This is a genomic window from Bradyrhizobium zhengyangense, assembly GCF_022012435.1.
In the GTDB taxonomy this organism is placed as follows: domain Bacteria; phylum Pseudomonadota; class Alphaproteobacteria; order Rhizobiales; family Xanthobacteraceae; genus Bradyrhizobium; species Bradyrhizobium zhengyangense.
Genome location: NZ_JAKLUA010000004.1, coordinates 245,979 through 260,366, shown reverse-complemented (window position 1 = coordinate 260,366; position 14,388 = coordinate 245,979). Strand labels below are relative to the sequence as shown.

The following is a 14,388-nucleotide window of genomic DNA, read 5'->3' as shown; positions in this document are numbered from 1 at the left end:
CCATCCCATCCGGATCGGATGGAGCGTCATCCGGACGAAAGAGCTTTGGATGTTTGCCGACGAGCAGAAGCTGCCTGCGCATCTCGGCAAGGCGGGCACGGCAAAATTCCTTGTAGAGCAATTCGAATATGGCGGGCACTGTCACCCCCATCGTTGGAATTCAAGCTCTGAAATATGTGATCCCGCTGGACGGCTTCGAAAATGCGAGCCGGTTTGCCCTGCGATGCCAACCCAGGCTGAAAATGCCGTCGGCTGACCGGTTTGTACGTACGAAATCGAGCGCCACTAGTAACCCAGATCACACTCTAGAAGGCTTTTGTTTCAAAAAGACTTCGTCTCACAACCAGCGCGAGTTGTTCGAGGGGCGAAATTCCAACTCTAGCGCGAACAGGATGACCGGTGGGTGCAAGTGTTCCTGCTTGCACGCGGTTGTCGGCGCGTTGTCGGCGCGGCTCACTTACCCCTGTGATGCGTCAGTTTCACGCCCCGTAGGTCGATCCCTTCGGCAATGGAAACACCGGATCCTGCGTCCTGATGTTGGTCGGCCACACCACGGAAATGTGCTCACCGGCATTCTGCATCACCACCGGCGTCGAGCGTTCGTTCTGGCCGGACAGCGGCGTGCCCGGCGGGAAGAACTTCACGCCATAGCCCTGGATGGTGCCGCCGGGTGGGATGTCGACGTCGAGCGCGGCCTTGCGGATCGCTTCCGGCTCGAAGCTGCCATATTTCTCTTTCGCCACCGGCAGCACGTTGTTGAGCAGCACCCAGGTCTGGTTAAAGCCCATCGAGCAGTGCGGCGGCACGTCTGTCGCGCCGGTCTTGGCCTGGTAGCGCGTGACCATGGTCTTGATCAGGTCGCCCAAGCCCGGCGCGAGCTTCGACGGATCGAGCAACTGCGCAGGCACTGGATCGATATTGCAGAAATTGTCGATGTCGGTGCCGAAGGTCGCCCGCAGCTTGTCGAGCTGGCTGTAACCGGCGCCGTTGCCAAACAGCATCTTGAAGCGCAGCCCGCTCTCGCGCGCCTGCCGCAGAAGCAGGGTGATGTCGGGGTTGTAACCGGCATGCGAGATCACGTCGGCCTTGGCGCGCTTGATTTTGGTGACGAGCACCGAAAGATCGGGAGCCGATGCCGAATAACCCTCCTTCAGCACGATCTGGAGACCGGCTTCCTTGGCATAGGCCTCGTCCGCGGCCGCGACCCCGACGCCATAGGGCCCATCCTCGTGGATCAGCGCGATCTTGACGTCCTTTGGATCCATTCCAAGCTTTGCCTTGGCGTGCTCGCTCATGAAGCCGGCGAAGGCCTGACCGTACTGGTCGGAGTGGATCTGCGCGCGAAACACATATTGCAGGTTCTTGTCCTTGAACACGGCGGTCGACACCGCGGTCGTGATCCAGAGGATCTTCTTCTGCTGCTCGACCTTCGCGGCCATCGGCACGGCATGCGCGCTGGAATAGACGCCGTTGATGATGTCGATCTTCTCCTGGCTGATCAGGCGCTCGGCCTCGTTGATGGCAACGTCGGCCTTGCTCTGGGAGTCGGCGGGGACAGGCACGATCTTGGTCTTGCCGCCAATGCCGCCCTTCTCGTTGACGAGATCGATGGCGATCTGCGCGCCGACCGAGGAGGCGACCGAGCCGCCCGCGGCGAATGGTCCGGTGAGATCGTAGATCAGGCCGATGCGCAAATTCTCGGCTTGCGCCTGGGCCCGGGTCCAATCGAGGCTGAGTGTGGCGGCGGCAGCCGCCGTACCCTTCAGCAGCTGCCTGCGTGAAGTCGGCATCCTATCCCTCCCTCCGGTCAGTCGTTTGCGACTTGCCTTATGTTTTCCGGCAAGTATTTGGAGGGCGATTCCGAAAGTCAACATGCGCCGCACTAGGCAATTCGGATGCATGCAGCCGACCGTGATCGCGTCTGCATTTTTCCCTGAGTCTCATTCTTTTTGCGCAGTGCCGTCTTTGGTTCGCAATCATTCGCCGGCGCTGCATCGGGGTGGCGCTGAACATCCGCTTGTCATGCGGGTATTTTCAGCTTCGTCGCAACGCGGCATCATCTCCCGCAGATGTGATGGCATTGCTCCACGCGTTCGCAGCAGGGCAGGGCCCATGACCGGCATTCGGCTTGTGCGCATCGGAGGTTGCGTGGCATCCTAGCGCGGTAAATTGCACGGGAAGCCCAATTCCCGGCTTGGCCATTGCGCCGCGTTAAGGGTGGAAACAAAAGCTCAGGAGAAGAGATATGGTGTGGACGCTTCGTTTTACGGGGCTCGCTTGCGTTGGCCTGTTGCTGTCTTCGGCCAGCGCCCTCGCAGGGCCCAAGGTGGTGTCCGGTCCGGGCGCCGATCCCGCATGCTTCAAGCCCTGGTCTGCTCAAACCAAGTTCTTCCAGTGGGATAAGAAGCCCGGTCCCTACAAGATCGCCCTCGTCAACGGCTTCGTCGGCAACACCTGGCGCATCCAGATGGTGAAGACCGCAAAGGCCTTCGCCGCGCAGCCGGGCATCAAGGAGAACATCAAGGAGTTCAAGGTCGTCTCGACCGGCACCGATGTTGCAGCGCAACTCGGCGCGATGGAGGACTTCATCAATCAGGGCTTTGACGCCATCGTCACCATCGCCGTCGCCCCTGACGGCTTCGACCGCATCATCCGCCTCGCCGACAAGAACAACGTAGTCGTGGTGCCCTTCGACAACGTCCTCGACACCGACAAGGTGATGATGGTCAACGAGGACCAGAAGGAAATGGGCCGCATGTCGGCAAAGTGGCTGATGGATGAGAGCGGCAAGAAGGGCGGCGACATCCTCGAGGTCCGCGGCCTGCCGGGCAACTCGGTCGACCGTGATCGCCATCTCGGCTTCCGCGAGGTCATGGAAGCGCCCGGCAACAGCTTCAAGATCACCGAAGTGGTCGGCAATTGGGACACCGGCACTTCGCAGAAGGTGACGGCGGACGCGCTGGCCGTGCACGGCCATTTCGATGGCGTGTTCACGCAAGGCGGCTCGGACGGCACCGTGCAGGCGTTGATGGCCGCCAAGCACCCCTTCGTCCCGATGTCGGGCGAGGGCGAGAACGAGTACCGCAAGCAGATTGCCGATCACGCCAAGGACGGTCTCAAGGGCATGTCCTACGGCCAGTCTCCGGCGCTCGTCGCGATCGCCACCAAGGCGGCGATCTCCGCGTTGCAAGGCAACGTCATGCCGCAGCTGATCTCCATCCCGATCCCGGTCGCGACCTACAAGGACCTGAAGCCCGGCACCAATTACTGGCCGGACCTCAACGCCAACTTCTTCGCGCCGAACCAGTTCACGCCCTGTGGCGTCAACTTCACGGCTCCGGAGATCATGTCGCAGAGCGAAAAGAACACCCAGTGAGCCTACTGGAGACGTTACGGTTGCGGCCCGGCCTTTGCCGGCCCGCCGCTGCGTGAGCCCCGACATGTCCGATGCCGTCCTGACCCAACCAGCCTTCCTCACGCTCTCTGGAATTTCCAAGCGCTACGCCGGCGTGCGTGCGCTCGAAGGCGTCGACTTCGCCTGCGAGCGCGGCAAGATCCACGCGGTACTGGGCGAGAACGGCGCCGGCAAGTCGACGCTGATCAAGATCATCTCGGGTGTGGTGCAGCCCGATTCCGGCAGCATGCGTCTTGCCGGACAGGACGTCAGCTTTGCAACGCCCTCCGCCGCCAATGCCGCCGGCGTCGTCTGTATCTTCCAGGAGCTGTCGCTGATGCCCGACCTCTCGGTCGCGGACAACATCTCGATCGCCTCGCCGCCGCGCCGCTTCGGCCTGATCGACGCGCGAGCGCAGCGCCGTCGTGCCGAACAGCTGCTGGCCGAGATCGGCTGCGAGGACGTCAATCCCCTGATGCGCGTGCGCGACCTGCCGCTGTCGCGTCGCCAGGTGGTGGAGATCGCCAAGGCACTCGGCAAGAAGCCGCAGCTCTTGATCCTGGATGAAGCCACCTCGGCCCTCACCAGTGCCGACGTCGAAAAGGTGTACGCCATGCTGGCGCGGCTCAAGGCCGAGGGCGTTGCCATTCTCTACATCTCGCACCGGATGCATGAGGTCGAGGCGCTGGCCGACCGTGCCTCGGTGTTTCGCAACGGCCGCCATATCGAGACCTTCGACAAGGGCAAGCGCTCGACCGCCGATATCGTTCAGCTCATGATCGGGCGCGACATCGCGACCCAATATCCGCCCAAGCCCGCGCGTGGAGCGGTGAAGCCGGTGCTTGATATCGAGAATTTGAGCTGGGACAGGCACCTCGATCGCATCTCTCTCCGGGTGGGCGCCGGCGAGATCGTCGGCCTCGGCGGGCTCGACGGCCAGGGCCAGAAATCCCTGCTGCTGGCGCTGTTCGGCGTGCTGCGCGGCGTCACCGGGCGGGTGACCGTCGAGGGCCACGAGGTGCGCCCGGCGTCGCCTGCGGCGGCGAAGTCGGTCGGCATTGCGCTGGTGCCGGAGGATCGCAAGACCGAAGGCCTGATGCTGCCGATGTCGATCGCGGACAATCTGGTGATCGCCTCGCTCGACGCAATCTCGACCGGCCCTCTGGTCGACCGCGCGCGCGAGAATGAGGTGATCAAGCGCGCCATCGCGCGGCTCCAGATCAAGATCGGCGCGCCTGGCGACGCGGTCTCCACGCTGTCAGGCGGCAACCAGCAGAAGGTCGTTCTCGCCAAATGGCTGATGACCGATCCCAAGCTCATCCTGCTCAACGATCCCACGCGCGGCATCGATGTCGGGACCAAGCAGGAACTGTACCGCCTGATGCGCGAGCTCGCCGACCAGGGCGCGGCCATCCTGTTCTACTCGACCGACTACGACGAACTTATCGGCTGCTGCGACCGGGTGGCGATCATGTATGACGGGCGCATCGTGCGCGAGCTCGAAGGTGACGAGCTCACCGAGACCAACATCATCGCGAGCGCGCTGAACATCGACGCCGCGACGCCTGATGCTGCCGGAGCCGCCCATGCTTGACGATATCGCCATCAGGGTCCGCCAGAACGTCGGCATCGTCACCGCCGTCCTGTTGTTCGCCATCCTTTATCTGCTCTACAACCTTGCCCATCCCAAGGGCTTCTCGTCGGCGGTGCTGGTGCAGAACGGCGACGAGATCTTTGCGCTCGCCATGCTGGCGATGGCCCAGACAGTGCCGGTGCTGGCGTCGGGGCTGGATCTTTCCGTGGGCGCCGTCATGACCATGGTGGGGTGTTTCGCAAGCTATCTGCTCACGGGGGCGGCGGACGGCACGCCGCTGCATCTCGACATCTTCGGCCTGCAGTTCGGCCTCGGCACCTTTCCCGGCGGGGTGAGCGGCATCCTGCTCGGCATCGTGCTGTGCCTTGCGACCGGCGCGCTGGCCGGCTTCATCAACGGCTGCGTCGTCGTCTATGGACGCATCCAGCCGATCATCGCGACGCTCGCGACCGGCGCGGTCTATATCGGCATCGCGCTGTTCCTGCGGCCGACCCCGGGCGGCAAGATCGATGAGGATCTCAACTGGGCGCTGACCAACTCGCTCGGGGATTTCGCCGCGACGGTCCACATCTTCGACGACGGCGCCGCAAGCTGGTTTGCGCCGGTCGCCTGGATCCCGGTGCCGTTCGTGCTGCTCATTCTGATCGCGCTCCTGGTCTGGGTGCCGTTCCGCCGTTCCGTGATTGGCCGTGCCGTCTATGCGGTTGGCTCCGCTGAAGGCGCCGCCTACATGTCCGGCCTTCCGATCGAGCGCGCCAAGATCGCGGCCTTCACGCTCGCCGGCTTCTTTGCCGGCTGTGGCGGCCTGTTCCTCGCCATCCAGACCTCCTCCGGCAATGCCGACATCCCGCAGGCCGGAGCCTACACGCTCAACTCCATCGCCTCCGTCGTCATCGGCGGTACCTCGCTGTTGGGGGGCACCGGCAGCGCGATCGGCTCGATCTTCGGCGCCATGGTGCTGCGCGTCATCTCGTTCTTCTTCCGCATCTTCGACATCGCGCCGCTGCTGCAGCCGCTGTTCGAGGGGCTGATCCTGCTGGGGGCGGTCAGCATCAGTGCGCTCGGAGTCCTGCGCGTCAAGAATACGCTGGAGCTGTTTCGATGACGACTGCGTCCCTCGGGCTCTCTCGCGACGACCGTCCGATCCTGATCGCGGCGTTGTTCATCCTCGTCATCCTCGTCGCCGGCACGGTCTACACCGTTGCCCGGTTCGGCAGCGCGCCGCTGCTGTCACCGACCTATCTGTTGCAGCAGCTCCAGATCGGCGCTTTCCTTGGCATCGTTGCTGCCGGGATGATGATGGTGATCCTGATCGCGCAGATCGACCTGTCGGTGCCGTGGACGCTCGCCGCCGCGGCGATGATGGCGACATCGATCGGCGGGCCGCTCGCCATTCCGGTCGGGCTCGGGGTCGGGCTGGTTGTCGGTCTCATCAACGGCATCGGGATTGCTTACCTGCGCGTCCCCTCGATGATCTTCACGCTTGGCGTCAACGCGGTGATGCGCGGCCTGATGGTCGCTCATACCGGTGGCTATGCGCCGCAGACCGGCGCCACCGACCTGATGCGGATGCTCGCCGGCGACCGCACGCTCGGTATTCCCAATGCCTTGTTCGTCTGGATCGCCGTGTCGGTGCTCATCGCGATCGTTCTCCAGCGCACGACGCTCGGCCGCTACGTCTATGCCATCGGAAACAAGGAGGCCGCCGCGTATCTGGCCGGCGTCGATACCCGCCGCATCACCGTGATCTGCTTCGTCCTCTGCGGCCTTGCGGCCGCGCTCGCCGGCGTCCTGCTCGCCGGCTACTCCACCAAGGCCTATCAGGGCATGGGAGATGCCTATCTGCTGCCGTCGATCGCAGCGGTGGTGATCGGCGGCACCAACATTCTCGGCGGCCGCGGCCGCTATCTCGGCACGCTGATCGGCGTCGTGCTGATCGTGCTGCTCAACAGCGTGCTGTCGATCATGGATATGCCCGAGGCTGGCCGCCAGGTGATCTACGGCCTCGTCATCATCTTCATGTTGCTGGTCTACGGCCGCGGCGAACGCGTCACGAGCTGACGTTAGAGAAACGGCGACGCCAGGGCTGGCGTTTCGACCAGCGCGTGAGCGGCGTATTCGAGCGCGGATCTAATTTGCGCCCGCGTTGAAGGACCGCAGATGCATACTCTGACGGCTTCGGGGGGCGGGTCAGTTACCACAAAGGCGTCGCTTGCGACGACGCCGATGCCGGTCTGCCGCATGTGCTCCACGAAAGCCGAACGTCTCCAAGGTGTGGGCAGCTCGACCCACAGGTTGAAGCTGAGGGGATCGCCGCGATAGGACCCTTTGGGAAGGATTTCGGCGGCGAGCTTTTGCCGTGCCGACGTCTCGGCGCGGATGAACCGCAACATCGTGTCCGCGGTGCCGTCTTCGATCCAGCGCGTCGCGATCGCCACGGTGAGGGGAGATGCCATCACGGTCGCTGACCGCAGCGCCGAGGCGAACGGCCAGGCCGAGCGCGTATCGGGCACGACGACATAGGCGGTGCGCAAGCCTGCTCCGATGCACTTTGCCAGTCCCGCGACGTGCCAGGTCAGATCCGGCGCGATCGCCGCGAAGGGCGCGTGGCCGTGGCCATGTTCGGGAATGAAGCCGTAGGCGTCGTCCTCGATGATCGGCAGCTTGAAGCGTCGCGCGATCGCGACGATCTCGCGCCGTCGCGAATCCGGGATCGTCAGCGTCGTCGGATTCTGCAGCGTCGGATTGAGGTAGATCGCCTTGGGCTTCAGCTTCTTGCAGGCATCGGTCAGCGCCTGCGGCTCGATGCCATCCTGATCCATCGGCAGGCCGACGAGATTGATGCCAAGCTGCGCGGCGATCGACCTGATCCCGGGATAGGTGATGGCCTCGCACAGCACCACGTCGCCAGCTCTCGCAAGGATCGAGAGGATGCCGAGCAGCGCCGGATGGGCCCCCGGCGAGACGAAAATGCGATTCTGTGCCGGCACCAGCGCGCGGCGGCCGAGCCAGCTCGAGGCGGCATCCTTGTCGGCCTGCGTGCCGCCAAAGCCCTGGTAGCGCAGCAGCGATGCGATGTCGCGCAGCACATGTTCGGCGCCGGCCTGCATGCGCTCGATCAATTCAGGGTCGTCGGGCTCGGGCGGCAGGTTCATCGAGAGGTCGATGGGGCGAGGCGGAAAGCTCGTTGCCGAACGCCGCGGCCGCGGCTTGTCGCGCACGAAGGTTCCCTGTCCGACCTTGGATTCAATCAGTCCGCGCTTCTGCGCCTCGACATAGCCGCGCGCGACGGTCGTGAAATCGACGTCGAGGCGCTTGGCCAGCTTCCGCTGTGGCGGCAGGCGGTCGCCGATCACAAGCCGTCCGGCTGCGATGTCGTCGGCAATTGCGTCTGCGATGGCGAGATAACGCGGCTTGTCGCTGCTCGAGAGATCGGGTCCCCAGTCGGCCATAGTTCGGTTCCGGTCAATTACGTCAGTAGAATTGACTGTATATTGTTGCAAGCACAGACGCAATTGTATCGGTGATTTCTGCTGCTTTGGAAGAGGGCTCCGGTTGAGCGCGTTGCACATCGATCAGGCGCGCTGCTTAGTATTTTTCAGGCAATATTTTTCGAGCACGGCGCGAGCACATCCAAATCCAGTCAGGTCTCCATTCAACATTGAATGTATAAATGAATGCAAATTGAATGGTGTGATGATTTGTAGTGCAGAACGCTGCTTGGCACATTGATTGCAAAACCTGATCTCGATCCGGGAGGGCCGGACGTGAACAGGAGGTGTCTATGCCAGCAGTGAACATGCCCGCGCGTCAGAAGGGCGACTTTCTTGTCGACTACGAAGAGAAGGTTTTCGAGGACGTCAAAGCGAAGCCGGGTGAGAAGGCGCTGGTCACCTTCCATACCGTCGCGTTCGAAGGCTCGATCGGCCTCGTCAATATTCTCCAGGCGCTGCGCCTGAAGCGGAAGGGCTTCGAGACCTCGGTTCTGCTTTACGGTCCCGGTGTCACGCTCGGCATTCAGCGCGGCTTTCCAAAGATCGGCGACGAGGCCTTCCCCGGCGCGCAGAACTTCAACAACCAGCTCGCGAAATTCATGGATGAAGGCGGCAAGGTCTATGCCTGCCGGTTCGCGCTGCAGGCGCTTTACGGCCATGGCGAGCCGTCGCTGATTCCGGGCATCCGGCCGATCAATCCGCTCGATGTGCTCGACCTCATCCTGCTTCACCGCAGGGACGACGCGTTCATGATCCACACCTGGACAGTCTGACCTCGGTTGGCTCGCGCGACGGACGAGGGAGAGCACAAGTGACAGCGAAGCGCACGATCAGGGCTGGCGCTGTTCAGATCGCGCCAGATCTGGACACGCCGACCGGAACGGTCGACCGGATCCTGGCGGCCATCACGGAGGCGGCGGGCAAGGGAGTCCAGTTCGCCGTCTTTCCGGAGACGTTCGTTCCCTGGTACCCGTATTTCTCCTTTGTCCGTCCGCCGGCTCTGAGCGGTGCCGAGCACATCCAGCTTTATGACAATGCCGTCGTCGTGCCTGGTCCCGTGACGGACGCGGTCGCGCAAGCGGCCAAGCGCCACGGCATGGTCGTGGTGCTCGGCGTCAACGAGCGCGATCACGGCTCGCTTTACAATACCCAGCTCGTGTTCGATGCTAACGGCGCGCTTCTCCTGAAGCGCCGCAAGATCACGCCGACATTTCACGAGCGCATGATCTGGGGGCAGGGCGATGGCGCCGGCCTGAAGGTGGTCGAGACCGCGGTCGGCCGTGTCGGCGCGCTCGCCTGCTGGGAGCATTACAATCCGCTCGCCCGCTATGCGCTGATGGCCCAGCACGAAGAAATTCACGCGGCCCAGTTTCCGGGATCGCTGGTCGGACAGGTGTTCGCCGACCAGATCGAGGTGACGATCCGGCATCACGCGCTTGAAAGCGGATGCTTCGTCGTCAACGCCACCGGCTGGCTGACCGAGGAGCAGATCGCGAAAATCTCGCCGGAGGAAGGCCTGCGCAAAGGTTTGCGCGGCGGCTGCATGACCGCGATCGTCTCTCCCGAAGGCAATCATCTGGCGCCACCGCTGACCAGCGGTGAGGGCATCCTTGTTGCCGATCTCGATCTCGCTTTGATCACCAAGCGCAAGCGGATGATGGACTCGGTCGGCCACTACGCCCGGCCGGAGTTGCTGTCGCTCGTGCTGAACGACCAACCGGCGCGTCCGATGCACGGCTTTCACCCAAACCGCCTCACGCCCATGTCGAAAGACCAATCAGATGAGAGTGCAGATGTCGCAACCCCAGGCGATGCCGACCGAGCAGCTGATCAACGAGTTGCAGTCCTTCGGGGTTCGGCTCGCTGATCCCAAGACCGGGGGCACGAGCCGCCGCGGCGGCGCCGGGCCGTCGGATCACACGCCGTTCACGATCGATGGCGCCACCGTGATGATCCCGGTGCACAACGCGCCGGCCTTCGAGAGCCCCTATCTCGTCGAGCGCCCTGACGAGGCCGGACGCAGCCGCATCTCGCGCGACGGCGTGGTGCTGGCCGACGTCTCGTTTCCGTTGCGACCCAAGTTCTACGACCGCACCACCGCGGACGGCATTCCCTATTGGAAGATCGCGACCCTGCACGGGCGCGACGTTCTCGCCACCACGGTGCTGCAGACCTGCATCCGCTATCAGAGCCGCACCAAAACCTGCCAGTTCTGCGCCATCGGCCAGTCGCTCGCGGCGGGTCGCACGGTCGAGCGCAAGACGCCGGCACAGCTTGCCGAAGTCGCCAAGGTCGCCGTCGAGCTCGACGGTGTCAGGCATATGGTGATGACGACTGGCACGCCGCACACGTCGGACCGCGGCGCCGGCATCCTTGCGGAGAGCGCGCAGGCCATCAAAGCCACCGTCGATCTGCCGATCCAGGCGCAATGCGAACCGCCTGATGATTTTGCCTGGTTTCAGCGCATGAAAAGCTCAGGCGTCGACGCGCTCGGGATGCATCTGGAGGTGATCGGGCCAGCCGTGCGGCAAAGGATCATGCCCGGCAAGGCGCAGGTCCAGGTCGAGCAATACATGGACGCGTTTGCCGCGGCCGTGCCGGTCTTCGGCCGGGGTCAGGTCTCGACTTATATCCTGGCTGGCCTCGGTGACGAGCCGTCCGAAATCCTCGCGCTGTCGCGCCGGCTGATCGATCTCGGCGTCTATCCCTTCGTCGTGCCGTTCGTGCCGATCGCCGGCACGCCGCTGGAGAGCCATGCGACGCCGTCTGCGGCGTTCATGCATGAGATTCTGCGCCCGCTCGCCGAGATGCTGCGCGCCGGCGGCTTGCGCGCCACCGATATCAAGGCAGGTTGCGGCAAATGCGGCGCCTGCTCGGCCCTGTCCACCTACGAGCGCGGAGCAAGTGCATGATGTTCGAGCCGTTCAAGCCGTTCGTCGCGCCAGAATTCCAGGTGAAGTTTGCAACCGAAGCCTGGGAGCGCGCTGCCGCTGCAGCCTTGCGCCGCAAGGTCTTCTGCGAGGAGCAGGGCGTGTTTTCAGGCGATGATCGCGACGCGGTCGACGTTTCAGCCATCCCGCTCGTGGCCGTGTCGCTGCTCGGCGTCGCCGAGGACGAGGTCGTCGGTACCGTGCGCATTCATGCCGACGATCACGAGGCGGATGTGTGGTGGGGCTCCCGCCTTGCCGTCGAGAAGAGCTATCGGCGTCTCAGCGCGGTCGGCGCCGGCTTGATCCGGCTTGCCGTGTCCTCCGCGCATGCGCGCGGCTGCCGGCGGTTCCTTGCCAATGTGCAAAGTCAGAACGCGCTGCTGTTCCAGCACATGCATTGGCGCTCGCTCGGCGAATTCGAGCTCCATGGCCGGCCGCATCATCGCATGGAGGCCGATCTCGACCATTACCCGCCGTTCCGCACGCCCGAAACCGGCTTCCTCTCGCTCGCAAAGCTGGCAGCCTGATGATGCTGACCGACGCCGTACTCACAAGCCTCGCCGAAACGCTCCGCAAAAGCCGCGGCATCGCCGCCAAGGCCGATATCGCGGCTGTTGCGGCCGCGCTCGACCTGTCGGGCAGCGACGCCATCGCGGTGGGGGACGATTGCGCAGCGATCCCCGAGGGCGACGGCTACACCCTGTTCGCCATCGAAGGCTTCATGAACGAATTCGTTGCGGCCGATCCCTGGTTCGCGGGGTGGTGCGGCGCCATGGTCAACATCTCGGACGTCGCTGCGATGGGCGGACGACCGACGGCCATCGTCAATGCGATCTGGTCCAACGGCGCTGATGAGGCCGCGCCCATTCTCGAAGGATTGAAAGCCGCCGCGAAGACATTCGGTGTGCCTGTCATCGGCGGCCACACCAATGTGCGCAGCAGCCAGAGCCAGTTTGCCGTCGCGATCCTCGGTCGGGCCAAGCGGCTTCTCACGAGCTTCGACGCCAGGCCCGGCGACAAGCTCATCGCGGCGATCGACCTTCGTGGCCGCTACCGCGATCCATTTGCGAATTGGGAGGCAGCGACCGACGCGCCCGCGGAGCGGTTGCGCGGCGATCTGGAGATCCTGCCGTCGATTGCTGAGGCAGGGCTCGCACTGGCAGCCAAGGACATCAGTCAGGGCGGCATTGTCGGGACCGCGGCAATGTTGGCGGAGTGCTCGCAGGTTGCCATCACACTGGACGTCGAGGCGGTTCCGATTCCCGCCGGAGCGCCGCTCGAGCGCTGGCTGCTGACGTTCCCGAGCTTCGGCTATCTGCTGTCGGTCAAGCCCGGCGACGTCGACGCGATCCTGTCGCGTTTCCAGCGACGCGACATCGCGGCCGCCGCGATCGGAGACGTCAGTGCGGGAACACGCGTCGATATCAGCGCTGCTTCTGCCCGTGCAACTGTCTGGGACTTCGCGGCGCAACCCCTGATTGGCTGTGCGCCGGATCAGAACCATCAGCGGCGGAGCGTGGCATGAGCGGCAGTTCGTCCCGGCTTCGCATTGCGATCCTCACGCACTCCACCAATCCACGGGGCGGCGTGGTGCATGCGCTCGCGCTTGCCGATGCGCTCGCGGACCTCGGACATATGCCGGTCGTGCATGCGCCTGACCCCGCTGGCAAGGGCTTCTTCCGCCGCAGCATCGCCGCGACGCGTTCCGTGCCTGCATCGCCCGCCTCGGGCGACGTCGTCGCGACGGTCGAAACGCGCATCAAGGACTATGTCAGGTATTTTGAGGATTCTGCGCGTCGCCAGTTCGACATCTTCCACGCCCAGGACGGCATTTCCGGCAATGCGCTCGCGACGCTGAAACAGCGTGGCCTGATCCAGCGCTATGTCCGCACCGTTCATCACATCGATGCATTCACCGACGAGCGGCTCAGCGAGCTGGATCGTCGCTCGATCATCCACGCCGACGGCTTATTCGTCGTAAGCCGGTTCTGGCAGGAGCGGTTGAAGGCAGAGATGTCCCGCTCGGCGGGGCTGGTCGGCAATGGCGTCGACACGGTACGCTATTCGCCCGCAGCGACTCCTGGCGATCAGGTATTGCGCGCCCGGCTCGGCCTTCGCGCTGGCCCGATCCTGCTCTCCATCGGCGGGGTCGAGCAGCGCAAGAATACGCTCGGCATTATCGAGGCCTTCCGGCAGGTGCATGCCGTGCATCGGTCCGCGCAGCTCGTCATCGCCGGGGGTGCATCTCTGCTGGACCATGGCCTCTATCGGCAACAGTTCAATTCGCGGCTGCGCGACGCCGGGCTGCCTGCGGATGCCGTCATCGAGACCGGTCCGCTGCCGGATGCCGAGATGCCATCGCTGTTTCGTCTGGCCGATGTGCTGATGTTCCCGTCCTTGCGCGAAGGCTTTGGCCTTGCTGTGCTGGAGGCGATGGCCAGCGGCTTGCCGGCGGTGGTCTCGCATCTCGCGCCATTCACCGAATATCTCGGCGCCGATGACGTTGGCTGGTGCGATCCGCATCACGCAGGCTCGATCGCGGATGCCACCCTCAGTGCACTCGCCCAGCCCCTGCGCTCGCGCCTGATTGCGAATGGCGCGAAGGTCGCCCGATTTCACGACTGGGGCCGCACCGCCAAGGCTCACATGGCGACCTATCAGGAGATGCGCGAGGTGCATTATGCCTGAGATGCACTTCCATGTGCGCTGGCCCGATGAGCGGATCGAGGCCTGCTATTCGCCCTCGCTCGTCATCAAGGACCACTTCGTCGCCGGCACGACCTATGCGCTCGACGATTTTCGCGAACGTAGCCGCATTGCGCTGACGATCGCGGCTGAGCGTGTCCGCGAGAAGTACGGCTTTCTCTGCTCGCGTGCGCTCGGGCAACTCGCCCGGATCGAGGCGACGGCGGCACAGTTCGAGGCCACGCCCGGTGCTTCCGTCACCATCGTCTCGTTTGAAGACTAGCAGGAGCT

Annotated in this window: 14 protein-coding genes; 12 read left to right on the top strand and 2 right to left on the bottom strand. The window is 64.0% G+C overall.

The features are described 5' to 3' along the window. The first annotated feature begins 49 nt into the window (after positions 1–49). On the top strand, positions 50–256 hold the full coding sequence (locus L6637_RS15535) for a hypothetical protein (RefSeq protein ID WP_237866937.1): 207 nt from the start codon (positions 50–52) through the stop codon (positions 254–256). A 223-nt stretch (positions 257–479) separates the two neighbouring features. Here L6637_RS15535 and L6637_RS15530 read toward each other — a convergent pair whose 3' ends face one another. Beyond that, complete coding sequence (locus L6637_RS15530; RefSeq protein WP_237866936.1) at positions 480–1,790, bottom strand: ABC transporter substrate-binding protein; 1,311 nt, start codon at positions 1,788–1,790, stop codon at positions 480–482. A 455-nt stretch (positions 1,791–2,245) separates the two neighbouring features. Here L6637_RS15530 and L6637_RS15525 point away from each other — a divergent pair, with 455 nt between their 5' ends. From L6637_RS15525 to L6637_RS15510, 4 genes are all read left to right on the top strand, one after another. Continuing rightward, a complete protein-coding gene (locus tag L6637_RS15525) occupies positions 2,246–3,376 on the top strand; it encodes a sugar ABC transporter substrate-binding protein (RefSeq protein WP_237866935.1) in 1,131 nt (376 codons plus the stop codon). 64 nt (positions 3,377–3,440) lie between these two features. Continuing rightward, a complete protein-coding gene (locus L6637_RS15520; RefSeq protein ID WP_237871202.1) occupies positions 3,441–4,988 on the top strand; it encodes a sugar ABC transporter ATP-binding protein in 1,548 nt (515 codons plus the stop codon). Continuing rightward, complete coding sequence (locus L6637_RS15515) at positions 4,981–6,093, top strand: ABC transporter permease (RefSeq protein ID WP_237871200.1); 1,113 nt, start codon at positions 4,981–4,983, stop codon at positions 6,091–6,093. The genes L6637_RS15520 and L6637_RS15515 overlap by 8 nt, the downstream gene beginning before the upstream one ends. Then, positions 6,090–7,049 (top strand): ABC transporter permease, encoded by a 960-nt coding sequence (locus L6637_RS15510; RefSeq protein WP_237871198.1) that lies wholly within the window; start codon positions 6,090–6,092, stop codon positions 7,047–7,049. Before L6637_RS15515 ends, L6637_RS15510 begins: the two co-directional genes overlap by 4 nt. A 2-nt stretch (positions 7,050–7,051) precedes the next feature. Here the strand turns inward: L6637_RS15510 and L6637_RS15505 are convergent, their stop codons facing one another. Continuing rightward, entirely contained in the window at positions 7,052–8,440 is a 1,389-nt protein-coding gene (locus tag L6637_RS15505) for an aminotransferase-like domain-containing protein (protein ID WP_237871196.1), read from the bottom strand. Between the two features lie 332 nt (positions 8,441–8,772). Between L6637_RS15505 and L6637_RS15500 the strand changes: the two genes are divergently transcribed. Genes L6637_RS15500 through L6637_RS15470 form a run of 7 tightly spaced genes read left to right on the top strand, consistent with a single transcriptional unit; the run spans position 8,773 to position 14,380 of the window. Then, complete coding sequence (locus tag L6637_RS15500; protein WP_027526573.1) at positions 8,773–9,255, top strand: MSMEG_0572/Sll0783 family nitrogen starvation response protein; 483 nt, start codon at positions 8,773–8,775, stop codon at positions 9,253–9,255. 38 nt (positions 9,256–9,293) lie between these two features. Further along, positions 9,294–10,349 (top strand): Nit6803 family nitrilase, encoded by a 1,056-nt coding sequence (locus L6637_RS15495; protein ID WP_237871194.1) that lies wholly within the window; start codon positions 9,294–9,296, stop codon positions 10,347–10,349. Beyond that, entirely contained in the window at positions 10,276–11,394 is a 1,119-nt protein-coding gene (locus L6637_RS15490; RefSeq protein WP_237871192.1) for an MSMEG_0568 family radical SAM protein, read from the top strand. The genes L6637_RS15495 and L6637_RS15490 overlap by 74 nt, the downstream gene beginning before the upstream one ends. Next, on the top strand, positions 11,391–11,939 hold the full coding sequence (locus L6637_RS15485; protein ID WP_237866927.1) for an MSMEG_0567/Sll0786 family nitrogen starvation N-acetyltransferase: 549 nt from the start codon (positions 11,391–11,393) through the stop codon (positions 11,937–11,939). The genes L6637_RS15490 and L6637_RS15485 overlap by 4 nt, the downstream gene beginning before the upstream one ends. 2 nt (positions 11,940–11,941) lie before the next feature. Then, positions 11,942–12,937 carry a sll0787 family AIR synthase-like protein gene (locus tag L6637_RS15480; protein ID WP_377802942.1) on the top strand — a complete coding sequence of 332 codons (996 nt, stop codon included), beginning with the start codon at positions 11,942–11,944 and terminating at the stop codon, positions 12,935–12,937. Continuing rightward, positions 12,934–14,100, top strand: coding sequence for an MSMEG_0565 family glycosyltransferase (locus tag L6637_RS15475; protein WP_237871187.1), 1,167 nt, complete (start codon positions 12,934–12,936; stop codon positions 14,098–14,100). The genes L6637_RS15480 and L6637_RS15475 overlap by 4 nt, the downstream gene beginning before the upstream one ends. Continuing rightward, on the top strand, positions 14,093–14,380 hold the full coding sequence (locus tag L6637_RS15470) for an MSMEG_0570 family nitrogen starvation response protein (RefSeq protein WP_237871185.1): 288 nt from the start codon (positions 14,093–14,095) through the stop codon (positions 14,378–14,380). Before L6637_RS15475 ends, L6637_RS15470 begins: the two co-directional genes overlap by 8 nt. The last annotated feature ends 8 nt before the right edge of the window (positions 14,381–14,388 follow it).

Coding starts and splice junctions, on each gene's coding strand:
- L6637_RS15535 (WP_237866937.1), top strand. CDS start 50: ATGTTTGCCGACGAGCAGAAGCTGCCTGCGCATCTCGGCAAGGCGGGC.
- L6637_RS15530 (WP_237866936.1), bottom strand. CDS start 1,790: ATGCCGACTTCACGCAGGCAGCTGCTGAAGGGTACGGCGGCTGCCGCC.
- L6637_RS15525 (WP_237866935.1), top strand. CDS start 2,246: ATGGTGTGGACGCTTCGTTTTACGGGGCTCGCTTGCGTTGGCCTGTTG.
- L6637_RS15520 (WP_237871202.1), top strand. CDS start 3,441: ATGTCCGATGCCGTCCTGACCCAACCAGCCTTCCTCACGCTCTCTGGA.
- L6637_RS15515 (WP_237871200.1), top strand. CDS start 4,981: ATGCTTGACGATATCGCCATCAGGGTCCGCCAGAACGTCGGCATCGTC.
- L6637_RS15510 (WP_237871198.1), top strand. CDS start 6,090: ATGACGACTGCGTCCCTCGGGCTCTCTCGCGACGACCGTCCGATCCTG.
- L6637_RS15505 (WP_237871196.1), bottom strand. CDS start 8,440: ATGGCCGACTGGGGACCCGATCTCTCGAGCAGCGACAAGCCGCGTTAT.
- L6637_RS15500 (WP_027526573.1), top strand. CDS start 8,773: ATGCCAGCAGTGAACATGCCCGCGCGTCAGAAGGGCGACTTTCTTGTC.
- L6637_RS15490 (WP_237871192.1), top strand. CDS start 10,276: ATGTCGCAACCCCAGGCGATGCCGACCGAGCAGCTGATCAACGAGTTG.
- L6637_RS15485 (WP_237866927.1), top strand. CDS start 11,391: ATGATGTTCGAGCCGTTCAAGCCGTTCGTCGCGCCAGAATTCCAGGTG.
- L6637_RS15480 (WP_377802942.1), top strand. CDS start 11,942: ATGCTGACCGACGCCGTACTCACAAGCCTCGCCGAAACGCTCCGCAAA.
- L6637_RS15475 (WP_237871187.1), top strand. CDS start 12,934: ATGAGCGGCAGTTCGTCCCGGCTTCGCATTGCGATCCTCACGCACTCC.
- L6637_RS15470 (WP_237871185.1), top strand. CDS start 14,093: ATGCCTGAGATGCACTTCCATGTGCGCTGGCCCGATGAGCGGATCGAG.